The sequence below is a fragment of the Sagittula sp. NFXS13 genome (assembly GCF_040148795.1).
In the GTDB taxonomy this organism is placed as follows: domain Bacteria; phylum Pseudomonadota; class Alphaproteobacteria; order Rhodobacterales; family Rhodobacteraceae; genus Sagittula; species Sagittula marina.
Genome location: NZ_JAGEMH010000014.1, coordinates 79787 through 94690 on the forward strand (window position 1 = coordinate 79787; position 14904 = coordinate 94690).

Consider the following 14904-nt stretch of genomic DNA (forward strand, 5'->3'; position numbering starts at 1 on the left):
AACCTGGCGCGGTCGAAACCCCGCTAGGGGGCTCTGGGGCATCTGGCGGGCGGAAGAGGCGCTAGCCGTCGATCAGGGCGACGCACGGAACGTCATCGCCGCATCGCCACGCGGCGCGCGTTCGAACGAGCCTGGCTGGGCGAAGGCGAGCCGTCTCTCGATAGGCTCTGAAGATCGCGGGGGCCGTCATCCGGCGCCCAGACCACACCGGACATCATAACAAAGAGTTAAGAATGAACATACTGAGATACGCAGCCTTCACCGACGGGCCATCTGGCGGTAATCCGGCCGGGGTTCTGCTTGCCGATGCCCTGCCGTCGCCAGAGGAAATGCAAGGCATCGCCGCCGAAGTTGGCTACTCCGAAACAGTATTCGCTGCACGCGAGGCGGACGGCCATTGGCGCACGCGCTACTTCGCTCCGGACACCGAGGTTCCATTCTGCGGGCACGCCACTCTCGCGCTCGGTGCCGCATTGGCGGAACACGTTGCGCCGGGAAGTTACGCGCTTCGTCTGAACCAAGATGAGATCACCGTAGAAGCCCGCCATGCCAACGGGCTCGTTCGTGCGGCGTTGCAATCCCCCGAAACGGAAAGTCGAACGGCCGATGAAAGCTGCGTGCGGGCCGTATGTAAGCTCTTTTCCCTAGTTGCGAACGACTTGGACGCCCGAATTCCGCCGTCGATCGCTTATGCCGGCGCCACACATCTCATCCTTGGCCTCGCGTCCAGGAGCGCACTTTCGCGCGCCATTCCGTACGATCTCGAGCGTGGGCGCGCCCTGATGGAGGAGTGGGGGCTCGGCACGATCTGCCTCGTCACCGCCACCGCAGAACAGGCCTTCGCGGTTCGCAATGCTTTCGCCGCGGGCGGGGTGCTCGAGGACCCGGCGACGGGCGCAGCTGCGGCCGCCTTTGCCGGCTATTTGCGCGATCTGGGATGGCCCCATGGCAATCGGATCGAGATATCCCAAGGCGACGATATGGGGAGCGCTTCTCGCATCAGGGCCGAATTTTCGTCCGAACCGCAAAGCTCGATCAGGATCTCCGGAACGGTGCGCGTTCTGTGAGAGAATTAACTGCCTTCTTTCCAGGGCATCAAACAAGCAGAAAGGGAATCTCCTATGAGCCAGGCACTGAAAACCAGATCGTATCCCTTATTGAACCCGACTTTCGACATGAGCGAGGATCAGGTGGACAAGGTCCTCACTGCTGCGTTCGAGACCGATCCACCGGTTCGGTGGATGTACCCCGAACAGACCGAGTATCTGCGTCATTTCCCGACGTTTCTGCGTGCCTTCGGCGGCGTCGCGATCCGCGATGAAACAAGCGAGTTCGTGGAAGGCGGGGCCGCTCTCTGGATCGCGCCTGGATCGGCGCCCGATGACGAAGCCATCATGGCTGTCGTCGAGGCGAGCGTACCGGCAAGCCGGCATGAAGACGTCTTCGCCGTCTTCGAGGCCATGGGACACACCCACCCGAAAGAACCGCACTGGTATCTTCCGGTAATGGGCGTAGCGCCGGAGCGCCAAGGCCGGGGCCTCGGCACCGCGCTGATGCGTCCCGTTCTCGAGCGTTGCGATACGACGGGCTCTATCGCCTATCTCGAGGCCACGACAGAGCGCAGCCGCGCTCTCTACGCACGGCTTGGCTTCGAGCAGACGGGAACGATCCGCGCCGCGGATTGCCCGCCAATCTATCCGATGGTGAGGCAGCCGAGATGAGTGTGACGGTCGCCCTGCGGCCTCAGGCTCATATTCCGACGCAATCGAATTGCCGTGTCCCGTACAACTTCGTGCGGTCCCTTCTCGCGTCGGTTAGCAGGGGCACGCTTTCGCTCTCATCACATCCACGATTTCCACTTGAGTGCCATCGCGCGCCCTTAAAGAAACCATGACAACACTTCAGATATCTCATTCAACGCTCATCTCCGCCCCCACTGCTCTTGTCTGGCGTGTGACAGCGGATGTCGCCCTTTGGCCGGATTGGTCGCCGACGATGACTACTGTATCCTGCTGGCGAGGCGGTGCATTGTTCCAAGGTGCGCGCTTCGATCTCAAACAACCCTTTCAACGAAGAAGGTCGTGGGTCGTATTGCAATGCTTGGAGCCGCATGTGCTGAGATTGCGCACATTCGAGGGCGACATGACCGCGGTGCACGAGATAACTGAGATGGAAGATAAAACATGCAACAGGCTGTCTCTCCAGATATCCGGTCTTCTCGGACGGCTTGCCCAACCCTTACTGTCACTCGCGCTACAAAAGGAAAACGCCGCTCTCAAGATGCGATGCGAAAGCGCGTTAGGTGGCAAAGTCAGTCTCTCCGGATGCTCCTGATGAACCCGCCAATTTCAATACGATCCTACAAGAAGGGAGATGCAGGCGCACTTGCGGACATCTATCGCAAGGGCGTCGAACGTCTCGGGCCTCGCGCCTATCGCCCAGAGCAAGTCGCGGCGTGGCTCTCCATCGCGCCTTCCGCGCGAGATCTGGATCGAATTTATTGCGATGGTCGTTTCACTCGCGTGGCATTGGACCAGAACGGTGCGCCGATCGGCTTTGGCGATCTCGCCAAAACTGGACACATCCATTTTCTTTATGTCGACCCTGACTTCGCGGGTCAGGGCATCGGTCGCGCGCTGGTTGCGGAATTCCTGCGCGACGCGCGCTGCCAGTCGCTCGAAACGGTGTTTTCCGATGCCAGCGAACTGGCCCGCCCCGTTTTCCTTCGGGCTGGCTTCAAATGCATCGCGCGGCAAGAACACGCCATCAGTCGAACGCGGATTCACAACTATCACATGTGTTTCGCCGTCCCGAGGGGATCTGGATCATGACGTCGGAGAGCACCGGGAACACCGATTGCCGCCGCCACCAGCTCGACGTTCGAGCCCGGTCGCCAACGCGCCACTTCCCAATGCTGTACCTACAGCCACTCAGAACGTCTAGGAAAGAGAAATGAGATCACAACCCAACTTCACCTGACAACCGACGCGCAGGGCAGTCCGCTCAGCGTAGCCGATACATCCCTCGCCACCCGTTTCGACGCGGCTGTCAGAGCGTTCAACCTCTATCGCGGCGACCTCGTCGCGCTGCTCGACGCGATCTCGGAAAAGGCGCCGGACTTTGTCATGGCGCGGCTGTTGACGGCGTGGCTCCTCGCCCTCTCGCCAGAGCCAGAAGCCCCCCGCGAAGTCCAGGCGGTTGTCTGGGCTTCGGCGGGACTGACCGTGACCGAGCTAGAGCAAAGCAACATCGCGGCGTTGGACCTCCTCCTCGCAAACGAGTTAAGCGAAGCCGCCGTCGCGCTCGACCGCCATCTGACTACAAGATCGAGGTAGACGTCACAGCCGCAGGACATCCAAGAGTTGGCAATCTCTTAGAATGAGATGAAAAGAGTTCGGATCAGACCCGATTGAGAAGTGCAACTTGAAAGAAGGAGTTTGCCATGAGTTGGACAATACTAGGCCTCGCCGTCGTTGGCGTAATCATTTGGCTTGCAAATGGAATTAGACAGATGGGAACCGTCAGCATTGGAGAACCCATTGGTAACCAACCTAAGACAGCGTTGCTGTTGATTGATCTTCAAACAGCCTTCTGGAATGCGGGCACTTTCACAGAAAAAGCAAAAGAGAAGGCCAAAGAGCAAATATTAGCTGAGGTGGAGGCCGCGAAAGCAGATGGGATACCCGTCATCGGTGTGCGCCACGAATGGTCTATTCCTTCAACCAAAGCGATAGCAAAGCTCTTGGGCAAAGGATTAGCCGTGGAGGGTACACCAGGGACAGAGTTGATCTCACCGCTGGATACCCTTGCGGATCACACGATGGTAAAACGTGTTCAGGACGCATTTGAGACCAAAGAACTCGATAAGTTCCTTAAGCAACTTGATGTTGGAAAGCTTCGAATTGTTGGGCTCGACACCAATTACTGCGTGGCCAAGACAGCACTGGCTGCACGGCAGCGGGGTTATGAGGTTGAGATCGTTAGTCAGGCCGTACTGACCGCCGATCAAAACAAGGCCGAGCAAACCCTCGAAATGCTGCAAAATAAGCAAGTTACACTGCGGTAGACTGGATTTCTGTAAACTAGAGAGGCATCCGGCAATTTGTCTTGGTCCCGTTGTATCGATAGCACTGGGCCACGCTCGCCAGCCTCATCGCCAACTGCAAGATGAGCGACATTGATCCGGTCAGTATCTGGCCCAGACCCTGCGGGCCTTGCTCGACGGACACCCCAAGAGCCGCATCGACGAACTCATGCCCTGGAACTTCCGGACCGCGTCAAGCATCACCGCATAGGGCGTCGGCGAAGCGCTTACAGAAAAGGGGCGGCGCAGGCCAGTCCAGCGCCGCCAGTTTGCGCGCTCGCAGGGGGGGCGAGTGCAAGTTTTTGTTGAATTACAAATCGCTGGTAAAGTTCGCATAGTCATTCTTACATAAATGATCTGTGTAACATCGCAACCTGGAGAAATAGAGGACGCTTTAAGAAGTCAGCTTCGGGTCTTCCAGAGGGTCGGCCCGAAGGCGAAAAACTGCGTCGATTTCCACGCTTGCGCGCAGCGGCAGGCTTGAGCATCCGACGGCGAACCTTACATGCTCGGATCGTTCGGTGCCCAATACCTCGGCAAAAAGTGTTGAGGCGCCGTCAAGAACCCGAGGATGATCGTCGAAATCGGGGCCGGAAAAGACGAACCCTCGCAGCTGAAGCAGCCGTTCGATCCGGTCAAGTTCACCAATAATTGACTTAGCGCGAGCCAGCACGGTGACAGCGCACTGGCGCGCGGCTTCGAACGCCTCATCCACGGAGACCTCGTCTGGAAGTCGGCCGGCGATCACGCTGCCGTCCGGGCGAACGGAAATTGCCCCTGACACGTACAGCCGCGATCCGTCCAAGATCGCCGCTGCGTATTGACCCCGCGCCTTGGCGGCAGGCAGTTCCATCCCCAGTGCTGCTAGCGCCGCCTCGGTCTTACCCATCTGAGGTTGGGCTTTCGTCGGGCATGGGAAGCGAGAGCTTCATTCCTTCGTGGCTGGCGACGAACCCCAGCGTTTCGTAGAACCGCCTGGCATCGGGTCTGGTCTTGTCTGTTGTAAGCTGGACTAGCCCGCAACCGCGCGTGCGGCATGCCTTGATCGCCCATTCAAACATCCTTTGCCCGATGCCTTGACCCCGGACCTTGCTGGATATGCGCACGCTTTCGATCTGGCCGCGCCACATGCCCTGCCGCGAAAGACCGGGAACAAAGGTGAGTTGCAGGCAGCCGACGATCTCGGCCCCGATCTCGGCCACGGCCAGCAACTGATTAGTATCGCTGTCGATCGCCTCGAACGCCGCGCGGTAGGCCGCATTTGCGGGCAGTCTGGCATCCTCGCGGCCGGATCCCAGGACATCATCCGATAAAAGCAGAACAATCGGATCGAGATCCCGCATCCCGGCGCGGCGCATGGAAAGGTCAGTCATCATTGGGCAATTCCTCCGCAAAAGGCGAGACGCGCGTCAGGCAGCTGTCGCGTGTCATGGCTTCAGAGATCCGGTCGCAGACCAAGCGAACCTCCGATGGTGAAAGCAGGATCAGTTCCAGCGCAAGAATACCATCGCCGGCGCGGGTGTCGTCCAGATGGATCGGTGGGTCGCCCGCGCGCAGCCGCGCCGCAAGTGTTTTCGCGCTGAGCCCCACAATAGTCTCCTCGACCCGGATAGCCAGGCGGCTGACAGGGCCACCGCAGGGATCTGGGATTTCTTTGCACGCGAGGCCACGCACCTCGCCAAGCTGTACCAGAGCGGCCATCATCTTAGCCTGTTGTGCAAGATGCCAGGTGGCGGGCTGCTTTTCACGCGCACGCAGGGCAGCATAGGTCCCCAGCACCGCCTCCTTGCTGGGCTTCATCCCTCGGCCGATCCCCTTGAACTGTCCGTTCAATGCGTCCACGAGCACCTTCCGGCCAAGAACGAGGCCGGCGGTCGGCCCGGCGAGGTATTTTTGCGGGCTGATCAGGGTAAGCGACGCGTGGTTCTGAAGAACGTCCCTCAACCGCAGATCCTGCGCCGCCGCGTCAAGTACACTCGGCACGCCAAGCTGTTCTGCCAGCACCACAGCACGGTCGGTTGCGACCGCGCCGGGACCGCAGAGGCGCGACTCCACCAGCAACAGACAGCAAAGGTCGTCTTGGCCCAGAGCCTGCGCGAGTTCCCCCTCGGTGCAGCCGTTCGCATCGCCGATCACGCGGGGCAGGGCGCCCGACAGGCGGATCGCCTGCAGGATCGACTGTCCGTAGTTCACGACATGCGGGCGCTGGATCAGAACGACATTGCGTTCGGCTTCAACAGGCAGGCGCGCAACCATGTCCGGAGACCGGGCGCAGATCGCCGCGGCTACCGCGAGGGTGATGGAGGCGGCTGTGCAGTGCGTCACCGTCGCCGCCTCGACCGAGAACTTCGATGCGACCGTGTCCGAAAATGATGACAGAAGTTGATCAAGATCGACAAATGATTGCAGTGTCGTCGCAACGACCGCGGCCACTGCGGGCTCCGTGCGAGAAACGCCCAACGGAGTGAAAGGCCCCCGCGCGTTGATAACCTTACCAAGCCCCAGCAGGACGTCTGCGTCTGGCGGATCGGAGGGGCTCAATGGGACAATATCCGCGACAGGAAGTGCTGAGCGCGGTCCCCAACCTTATTGCCGAAGAAGTGCTCGACGGTGGTGTCCTCTTCGATGCGACCCTCGTCCATAAAGAGAATCCGGTCGGCGACCTTGCGGGCAAAGCCCATCTCGTGCGTGACGACGACCATGGTCATCCCTTCGCCTGCGAGCCCAACCATGACATCCAGCACTTCCCCGATCATCTCGGGATCGAGCGCCGAAGTCGGCTCGTCGAACAGCATCACTTCGGGTTTCATTACCAGCCCGCGGGCGATTGCGGCGCGCTGTTGCTGCCCGCCCGAAAGCTGCGTGGGATACTTCTGCGCATGTTGCGCGATGCCCATACGTTCCAGCAGGGCCATGGCATCTCGTTTCGCATTGTCCCGCGTCTCGCGCAGCACCTTAACCGGGGCAAGCGTCAGGTTTTCCAGGATCGTAAGATGGGGGAATAGCTCGAAATGCTGGAACACCATACCAATGCGCGACCGGATGCCGGTGATCGCCGATGATCGCGCTTTCACCGTTGCATCGCGAAAGCGGATTTCGCCGGAATCGATGGGCACCAGCCCGTTGATACACTTGATCAGGGTGCTCTTGCCTGAGCCCGAAGGGCCGCAGATAACGACCACTTCTCCGGTGCCAATTCGAGCGGTGCACTCGTTCAGCACCGTCTGCGTGCCATAGGTCTTGGAAATTTTTTCTATGTCGATCATCCGATTGTTCCTGTATCCGCCGTGTTATTCAATTCTGTAAAAAACTCACGCCATTCGCCGCTTCAGGCGGCTTGCAAACATCGAACCCGCGAAGCAAACCACCAAATAAACCAGCGCGACGAAGAGATAGACCTCTACGATCGCGTTTTCGCGACTGGCGACGATGTCGGCGTTGACGAGGAAATCTCGCAGGCCGACGACGTAGACCAGCGATGTGTCCTGAAGCAGGATCACCGATTGCGTTACGAGCGCCGGCAGCATCTTCTGCACCGCCTGCGGAAGAATGACATAGCGCTGCGCCTGCCAAGTCGTCATGCCAAGCGCGCTCGCCGCACTCAGCTGTCCCTGCGGTATAGCGCCGATCCCGGCTCTGATGATTTCGCTGAAATAGGCCGTTTCAAAGATGATGAAGGCAATGATCGCAGATTCAAACGCGCCGATCTGGCGGCCGGTTATTAGCGGAAGTGTGAAATAGATCCAGAACAGGATCAGGATGAACGGCATCGAACGAAAGAACGAGACATAGACAACCGCGATTTGGCTGATCACCGGCACCCGGAAATGCCGGACAGCGGCAACGAGACATCCCGCCAAGAAGCCTCCGATCAGGCCAGCAGCCATGAGGACTAAGCTCATGCCGAAACCTTGCAACAAAAACCCGAGATTGTCGGTGATTGCGTCGAACTGAAGGTTGTGGTACATTTCTCAACGTCCCCGTGCCGATAGGAGGCCATGAACGCGGGTGCGCCCTTCAATTGCTAGTGATGCAATCATTATCGCGACTGTCACGACCAGATAGAACAAGCTGGCGGCCGCGAAGGCCTCAAAGCCCTGAAAGGTGAATTCCTCAATTTCACGCGCGCGGGCCGTGATCTCAAGCACCCCGATCGTCAGAGCCAACGAGGTATGCTTGAAGATCGCAAGGCATTCGCTGGTAAGCGGCGGAATTGTGTTCCGCAGCGCCAGAGGAAGGATGACTTCGTAATAGATCCGCAACTCGCCTAGACCCAGCGCACGCGCGGCTTGACGCTGACCCGTCCCAAGTCCCTCGATTCCCCCGCGCACGACTTCGCCGATGCGTGCGCCGTGATAGCAAGCAATTGCAATAGCGGCCGTTAGGAAGGCTGGGAACTCCCGCTTCAGGAAATGGCCGATCTGTTCCGGCATCAACTCAGGTAGGACAAAATACCAAAGGAATACTTGCACCAGCAGCGGGATGTTGCGGAAGATCTCGACATAGGCGATTCCGATGACACGTGCCGCCGGCACTTCCATTGTGCGCAGAACCGCGACGGTGATCCCAAGCGTATAGGCAAGAAGCCAAGCCGGCCCGGCGGTCGCGAATGACCAGAGCGCGCCGGACTGGAGCATTTGCCAATAGGGAGCTTCCAGCAGAACACCCCAGTCCCAATTATAGTTCATTTCAAAAAACCAATCGATATTGTGGGAGGAAAGGATGGATCAATCGGGAAGTGCCTGAAGCTCGAACGCCGCCTTGAGCTGCGGGCTCATCGGGATGTTTATGCTGGTTGGCCCGGGTTCAAACCACTTGGCGTAGAGTTCGTGAATTTCACCAGAGCGCATCAGCCTAACAAGGGCGGCATTTGCCGCGTTGCGAAACTGGGAGTCATTTTGCCCCACCATGATCGCGTATGGATCGTAGCTGATGAAATCGCCGACGACCGCGAAACCATCAGGATCCTGATCCTTGCTGATCAAGCCGAACAGGATAACCTCGTCGGTCCCGTACGCGTCGACCCGACCGTTCGACAGACTGAGCCAACCTCGCGGGTGATCCTTCACGAATTCCACATCATAGCTGACGCCCAGCTTGTCCAGGGCAGCCTGAATGTTCTTCGCACTGGATGTCCCCTGCGACAGCCCGATGATCTTACCGTCGAGATCCGCAATTGATCCGATGCCGGACCCGGTTTTCGTCGCGATTTTCGCGCCGGTGATAAACGTCGTCGAAAGGTAGTCGACTTGAGCCTGCCGACGGAGATTGTTGGTCGTTGATCCGCATTCCATTTCGATGGTGCCATTGGCGATAAGCGGAATTCGTGTCTGCGACGTGACTGGAACGAACCGGACGTCGAGGTCGGGCGCTTCCAGCGTTGCCTTGAGATCGTCCACGATGGCCAGGCAAATATCGACCGCATATCCAACTGGCTCGCCCGCTCCATCAAGGTAGGAAAACGGCACCGACGCGTCGCGATGCCCGATTGAAATATAACCGCGTTCCTTGATCCGGTTGAATGTCGGACTGTCCGATTGCGCGATGGCGGACGTGGCGCCGACCAGTGAACATGCAATAATTGCTTCTTTCCAGAACTTCATCAGTACCCCCTATGTCAAAGTTTGTTAAAACTTGACGAACCGGAACTTACATGTCAAATGATTTGCCGTGTATAGAAATACACCAAAAGTGAATATGGAATGAGCATCAAGATCGATCTCAAGGACATCAGGTTTGTCTCGATATTGGCCGAAGTACAAAGCGTGACGATCGCGGCTGACAAGCTTGGCTGTGTTCAGTCCAACGTGTCAAACCGCATTAAACGGCTTGAGCGCGATCTTGGGTTTGTCCTCTTCACCCGAGAAGGTGGTCGCATGGTGGCGTCGCCCGCGGCCGAGCCAATTGCAAAGGCCGGATCGGTTATCGAAACAACCATACAAGACGCCCTGATCGAAGCCCGCCACCGGAGCATGGGCAGCACGATCATCCGGCTGGGCGTGATGGAAAGTTTCGCCGCGACTCATCTGGCGCGGATCATGAAGGGGTTTCCGGGGATCGAGGTTCTGCCCTTTACCGGGCCGAGCGTCGAGATCGCCAGCCGCATCCGCCGCAACCAGCTTGATTTCGGCGTCGTGGCCCATGTAGTGCCCACCAGCGAGCTGCAAGTGGCAACGGTGTTGAACCAAGAATTCATGATCGCCGAGGCCCGGGAAACCCCCAAAACGCCGGTGGCTAGGGTCGCGGCGCTGCGCGGGATCGACCCGCTGCTCCGGTCGCAGATCATCGAGATCGTTGCGCGACAGACGGGTCGCATTCCCACCGTCAACGAACTGGGGTCGCTCGATGCTATTGTCAATATGGTGCGCAGCGGTCTGGCCTGCGCGGTGCTGCCTGCGTCATTCCTAAAATCGATCAATCAGGATGAGCTGTCGATCTCTCCGGTCCCCAGCGATCAGCTTTCTCAATCGATCAGCTGTATCCGTCATGTCGACAACACCATGGACAGCGCTTGGGATACGTTATCTGCGCTCGCTGGCGAAGATGCCCAGTTCTCTTAGACCCCATGATCGCGGTGTGAGCCTGACTGGGCTGGCGGCCTCTCCCGCGGCATTCTCCGTTCGAGGGTCGCGCCCTGTTAGCGGGCGCCGAGCCTCAAGAATGGGGGAGAGGCCACATGCAAGATAGCACATTCATTGGATTGGATGTCCGAAAGGCGACGATCTCAATCGCGGTTGACCAGGGAGAACCCGGCGGCAAGTTTCGCCATCTGCGGACGGTCGGACATCGCGATCATGGGGTCTATGGTCAATGCAAGTTCGAGCACATATCAATATTAACATAATCAAGATTATACGTTTCAAGTATCGCTCACGGTGTGCGCTACCTTCAAGCGCGACTCCTATTAGAAAACAAAGAGTTATCTAATGAGGAGATTGTGCCATGGGAGCTGTTTACACGCAACTGAGCATTGAGGAACGCCGCAGAATCGAACGCTGGCGACATGCAAAGGTTCCTGTTCGCGAGATGGCGCGTGTGCTGAAGCGCTCGAAAGCCACCATCCACCGCGAGATCAAACGGAACTATTTCAGCGATGAGTGCATGCCCAAATGTGACGGCTACTATGGTGCCGCCGCCCATCTGATGGCGGCCGATCGACGAGCCCGGCAACGCAAGCTGATCCGCTATCCGAAGTTGCTCAGAAAAGTTGTCGAACAGCTCAAGCATGGCTGGACGCCTGAACAGATCGGCAACCGGATGATCTTTGAAGGCGCCAAGCTCAGAGTCTGCCAGGAAACGATCTACCGCTACATCTACTCCAAGGAAGGCATGGCGCAGGAGCTGTGGTGGTATCTGCCGAACCATCGCAAATATCGCCGCCCTCGCCGGGCCAGGAAGCGTCAGGCCCCCAAGTTCGACCGCGATGTCAGCATACTGTTCCGCCCCGATGACGTGGCGCATCGCCGCCAGTTCGGTCACTGGGAGGGAGATTTGATGCTGTTCAAACAGAGCCTTGGGCAGTCGAACGTGACCTCCCTGGTCGAGCGTGTCAGCCGGTTCACGGTGCTGCTGAAGAACCCGAACAAGCGCACGAAACCCGTCATGGGCAAGATCATGAAAGCGGTGCGCGACCTGCCCCACCTGGCCCGGAAATCCATCACATTCGACCGGGGCACGGAGTTTGTCAGCTGGCCGCACCTTCAAGCCGAGATCGGAACGCAGACCTGGTTTTGTGATCCCTCCTCGCCGTGGCAGAAAGGCACGGTCGAAAATACCAATCGGCGGGTCCGCAGGTGGCTGCCGAGAAAGCGGGACATCACGACGGTCTCAGATCATGAATTGAAAATGATCTGTGACCGCCTCAACAACACACCCCGCAAATGCCTCGGGTGGAAGACGCCAGCCGAAGTGTTCCGTGAAAAGATGATGGCGGAACTGGGGCGATCCCCCTACTCTCAAAGGCAATAGGAGTCGCGGTTCAAGTATCGCTCACAGCCGCAGATGGCAGATGAGGTCCGCCGCCGGTATCTGTTCGTCGCAATCGACCGAGCCACCCGCTGGGTCTTCGTGCGCATCTACCCGGCGAAGACGGCCGCCAACGCACGCCGCTTTCTACGCGACTTGGAGCGTGCCGCGCCGATGCGGATCACCCGGGTTCTCACGGACAACGTCCTATGTCGAGAAAATCTGGCCGCTTAGGTCAGCAGGTCATGGGGCATCTGGCGCTCCGGATGCCCTGTTAAGGTTGCCCAGACGGGCTCTGCCGTCAAGAAATGATCTCTTCCATAGCAAACACAGGGTACGCGCGGCGGCGGCCCTCACCGTCCTCAATACGAGATCCCAAATCCCAAGCAGAAGGCTCGAACATTATCTACGAGGTCAGCTAACTGCCTCCACGGCTCATCAGAGAGAAGTCCTTCCGCCTGGGCTCACCCCCTCAAAGAAGGGGCGATAGGGTTCGCCGTGTTTGACCACGGCGTGTACGGTGCGCGCCATCTTGGCCGCGATCGCGGTGTAAGCCTTGCGGCGCAGATGGGCATTGTGTCGATCCTTCGAGATGTATCGCTCGAACTTGTCGCGGAAGCTGTTGGTCCGCTTCAGAACAGCGGTCTGCCCAGCCATCCAGAGCGTCCGACGCAGCCGGGCATTGCCATACTTTGAGATCCGGCTTTGACCGCGGAACATGCCGGATTGAACGGTGGCAAGATCCATGCCGCAGAACTTCAGAAACTGCCGATGATGTCGAAACCGGCGCAGATCACCTGCCTCGGCCAGGATGGTCATGGCGTTGATCGGACCGATCCCGGGAATGGTGATCAGCAACTGATAATCAGGCAGGTCCGACAACAACTCGACGGCCCGCGCCTCAATCACACCACGCTGCCGGATCAGGCTACGGCCCTCTGCGAGAACGAGGCGGAACATGCGCACCGCGTCAGAATCCGCATGAACAGGCAATCCGATAGAGTCGACGGCAGTGGCGTAAACATCTGAAAGCAATTGTTCTTTGGAAACCTTCCGGCCAACTACATCCCAAGCATCGGCGACGAAGGACTCGCGGCTCATGGCCGAGATCATGTGTGGCGATGGATACTTCTCAAGGAATGCCAAGAACCAATCCGTCCTCGAGCTTCGGTGAAACCGCTCGGCCTCGGGAAAATACAGCGGTAAATAGTGGGTGAGAATGCGGTGCCACAGCTCAGTCTTGGACCGAGAGACGATCTCGTGCGTCTTTGACAGCTCCTGGATATCGGCGGTCCCAACCACCATTGGATCATTAAAGAATTGCACGGCGCCGATCTCGAGCATGTGCAGGATGACCTGGGCGTCTTTCGGGTCATTCTTGTCCCAACTGTTGTGCAGGGCCTCCCGCGTGCGGGCCAGGCCGACCGAGGAGACCAACTTTAGCTCGAACCCGGCCCGGCCGAGATGATGCGCCAACGTTCGGTGATAGTTGCCGGTCGCTTCGAACCCGATCCGTACTGGCAGGTCATAACTGGCAAGGGTTGCGGAGAGACGCTGAAAGTCATCAAGCGTGTTCAGGATCGTCATTCGGCGACGGCGCTTCTTGCCAGGGACACCGATCAGCACCTCATGGCGATGCTTGGAAATGTCGATGGCGACCAGCAAGGTCGAAGCGTTAGTATCGGTGGCGGTCATAGCCAGTCTCCTCAGCGGTGTGGTTCTGCAAAACCACTGTTGAGACCTGAGACCGGTTATGGCCACACGCTGCGCTATTTGAGGGCTGCGCGCGTGGCCATAACCTCTCGGCAGCGCTTCTTCCCGACGTGCTACGGTAAGGAGTTCACAGATCGACTGTTCGGCCTGCGCAAGCGTGCCGCCACCGGCAACCACGAGTTCGACCGGCTCTGCGCCGATCTCGACATCGAGCACCGCCTTGCCCCGCCCATGCGCCCCCAGACCAATGGCATGGTCGAGCGCTTCAACGGCCGGATCGAGGACGTCCTGCAGAGCCACCGGTTCCATAGCGGAGAAGACCTCGAGCAAACCATCCTGCGCTATGTCCGGCTCTATAATGGCCAGCTCCCGCAATCCGTGCTCAAGGGCCGAACGCCCATCGACGCGCTCAAGGACTGGCATCGCCAGAAACCAGAACTCTTCAAGAAGCGACCGCATAATCACGCGGGATGTGACACCTACATTTACGGACCCGATGGCCAGTCCGAAGAATTGGCGCGGTATCTACCGCATCGCCGTAAGAAGCGGCAACCAAGACGCAGGCGAACACCTCGAGGCCTTGCTTTTCCACTAGATCGGTCGATTCACCAGCGGCCTGACTATGTTAAAACCCGCGAAACATTTGGTGAATGGGAAGGCGACCTCATGATTTTTGAGAGAGCGCAGGGTAAAACCGATGTTGCTTCTCTGGTGGAACGCAAAACGCGCTTTGCCGTTCTGTTCCGTAACAACGACCGCAGTACGACGCACCTGATGAACAAGCTGATGGGTGTGATGGAACCCCTGCCCCAGCCGGCGCGAAAATCGATCACCTTTGATCGAGGGATCGAATTCCGCGATTGGCGCAAGCTGAAGGCCGGTATCGGAACCGAGGCGTGGTTCTGCGATCCGCAGGCTCCGTGGCAAAAGGGTGCAGTCGAGAATCTGAATAAGCGCGCACGGCGGTATCTACCACGCGATGCACCCGTGGCCGCGCTCTCAAATCGAGACATGAAATCGATTTGCGACCGCTTGAACGGCACGCCAAGAAAGTGCCTGGGCTGGCGCACGCCAACGGAAGCCTTCAGAGAAGAACTGATGAAAATGAGATAGAGGAGCGCGTCGCAACGTGTCTTGAGACT

At 58.5% G+C, this 14904-nt stretch carries 16 protein-coding genes and 3 pseudogenes; 11 read left to right on the top strand and 8 right to left on the bottom strand.

What is annotated here, in order from left to right; all coding sequences use genetic code 11:
• Positions 1 to 233 precede the first annotated feature (233 nt).
• From J4E08_RS19830 to J4E08_RS19850, 6 genes are all read left to right on the top strand, one after another.
• On the top strand, positions 234 to 1067 hold the full coding sequence (locus J4E08_RS19830) for a PhzF family phenazine biosynthesis protein (protein WP_349539955.1): 834 nt from the start codon (positions 234 to 236) through the stop codon (positions 1065 to 1067).
• A 54-nt stretch (positions 1068 to 1121) separates the two neighbouring features.
• Entirely contained in the window at positions 1122 to 1721 is a 600-nt protein-coding gene (locus J4E08_RS19835) for a GNAT family N-acetyltransferase (RefSeq protein ID WP_349539956.1), read from the top strand.
• Positions 1722 to 1890: 169 nt separating this feature from the next.
• Positions 1891 to 2334 (top strand): SRPBCC family protein, encoded by a 444-nt coding sequence (locus J4E08_RS24610; protein ID WP_502949302.1) that lies wholly within the window; start codon positions 1891 to 1893, stop codon positions 2332 to 2334.
• Complete coding sequence (locus J4E08_RS19840) at positions 2334 to 2831, top strand: GNAT family N-acetyltransferase (protein ID WP_349539957.1); 498 nt, start codon at positions 2334 to 2336, stop codon at positions 2829 to 2831. The genes J4E08_RS24610 and J4E08_RS19840 overlap by 1 nt, the downstream gene beginning before the upstream one ends.
• Positions 2832 to 3442: 611 nt before the next feature.
• Positions 3443 to 4066, top strand: a complete 624-nt coding sequence (locus tag J4E08_RS19845) for a cysteine hydrolase family protein (RefSeq protein ID WP_349539958.1) — start codon at positions 3443 to 3445, stop codon at positions 4064 to 4066.
• A gap of 127 nt (positions 4067 to 4193) precedes the next feature.
• Positions 4194 to 4295 carry a hypothetical protein gene (locus tag J4E08_RS19850; RefSeq protein WP_502949303.1) on the top strand — a complete coding sequence of 34 codons (102 nt, stop codon included), beginning with the start codon at positions 4194 to 4196 and terminating at the stop codon, positions 4293 to 4295.
• A gap of 183 nt (positions 4296 to 4478) precedes the next feature.
• Here J4E08_RS19850 and J4E08_RS19855 read toward each other — a convergent pair whose 3' ends face one another.
• The 7 genes from J4E08_RS19855 to J4E08_RS19885 form a co-directional block, all read right to left on the bottom strand.
• Positions 4479 to 4973, bottom strand: a complete 495-nt coding sequence (locus J4E08_RS19855; protein WP_349539959.1) for a RidA family protein — start codon at positions 4971 to 4973, stop codon at positions 4479 to 4481.
• Positions 4966 to 5442 carry a GNAT family N-acetyltransferase gene (locus J4E08_RS19860; protein ID WP_349539960.1) on the bottom strand — a complete coding sequence of 159 codons (477 nt, stop codon included), beginning with the start codon at positions 5440 to 5442 and terminating at the stop codon, positions 4966 to 4968. The genes J4E08_RS19855 and J4E08_RS19860 overlap by 8 nt, the downstream gene beginning before the upstream one ends.
• A gap of 7 nt (positions 5443 to 5449) precedes the next feature.
• Positions 5450 to 6517, bottom strand: a complete 1068-nt coding sequence (locus J4E08_RS19865; protein WP_349539961.1) for a hypothetical protein — start codon at positions 6515 to 6517, stop codon at positions 5450 to 5452.
• Between the two features lie 104 nt (positions 6518 to 6621).
• Positions 6622 to 7350 (bottom strand): amino acid ABC transporter ATP-binding protein, encoded by a 729-nt coding sequence (locus J4E08_RS19870; protein ID WP_349539962.1) that lies wholly within the window; start codon positions 7348 to 7350, stop codon positions 6622 to 6624.
• Positions 7351 to 7395: 45 nt separating this feature from the next.
• Positions 7396 to 8052 carry an amino acid ABC transporter permease gene (locus tag J4E08_RS19875; RefSeq protein ID WP_349539963.1) on the bottom strand — a complete coding sequence of 219 codons (657 nt, stop codon included), beginning with the start codon at positions 8050 to 8052 and terminating at the stop codon, positions 7396 to 7398.
• A gap of 3 nt (positions 8053 to 8055) precedes the next feature.
• Positions 8056 to 8772, bottom strand: a complete 717-nt coding sequence (locus J4E08_RS19880) for an amino acid ABC transporter permease (RefSeq protein ID WP_349539964.1) — start codon at positions 8770 to 8772, stop codon at positions 8056 to 8058.
• Positions 8773 to 8811: 39 nt separating this feature from the next.
• A complete protein-coding gene (locus tag J4E08_RS19885; protein ID WP_349539965.1) occupies positions 8812 to 9687 on the bottom strand; it encodes an amino acid ABC transporter substrate-binding protein in 876 nt (291 codons plus the stop codon).
• A gap of 99 nt (positions 9688 to 9786) precedes the next feature.
• On the opposite strand from J4E08_RS19885, the gene J4E08_RS19890 reads away from it, so the two are divergent.
• The 3 genes and pseudogenes from J4E08_RS19890 to J4E08_RS19900 form a co-directional block, all read left to right on the top strand.
• On the top strand, positions 9787 to 10644 hold the full coding sequence (locus tag J4E08_RS19890) for a LysR family transcriptional regulator (protein ID WP_349539966.1): 858 nt from the start codon (positions 9787 to 9789) through the stop codon (positions 10642 to 10644).
• A gap of 382 nt (positions 10645 to 11026) precedes the next feature.
• Positions 11027 to 12052 carry an IS30 family transposase gene (locus J4E08_RS19895; RefSeq protein ID WP_349539967.1) on the top strand — a complete coding sequence of 342 codons (1026 nt, stop codon included), beginning with the start codon at positions 11027 to 11029 and terminating at the stop codon, positions 12050 to 12052.
• Between the two features lie 27 nt (positions 12053 to 12079).
• Positions 12080 to 12253: pseudogene (locus tag J4E08_RS19900) on the top strand (IS481 family transposase); the annotation flags it as partial.
• Positions 12254 to 12487: 234 nt separating this feature from the next.
• Here the strand turns inward: J4E08_RS19900 and J4E08_RS19905 are convergent.
• Positions 12488 to 13744, bottom strand: a complete 1257-nt coding sequence (locus J4E08_RS19905; protein WP_349539968.1) for an IS110 family RNA-guided transposase — start codon at positions 13742 to 13744, stop codon at positions 12488 to 12490.
• A gap of 126 nt (positions 13745 to 13870) precedes the next feature.
• Here J4E08_RS19905 and J4E08_RS19910 point away from each other — a divergent pair.
• Both J4E08_RS19910 and J4E08_RS19915 read left to right on the top strand, forming a co-directional pair.
• Positions 13871 to 14242 (top strand): annotated as a pseudogene (locus J4E08_RS19910) (integrase core domain-containing protein); the annotation flags it as partial.
• Positions 14243 to 14875: pseudogene (locus J4E08_RS19915) on the top strand (IS30 family transposase); the annotation flags it as partial.
• Positions 14876 to 14904 lie beyond the last annotated feature (29 nt).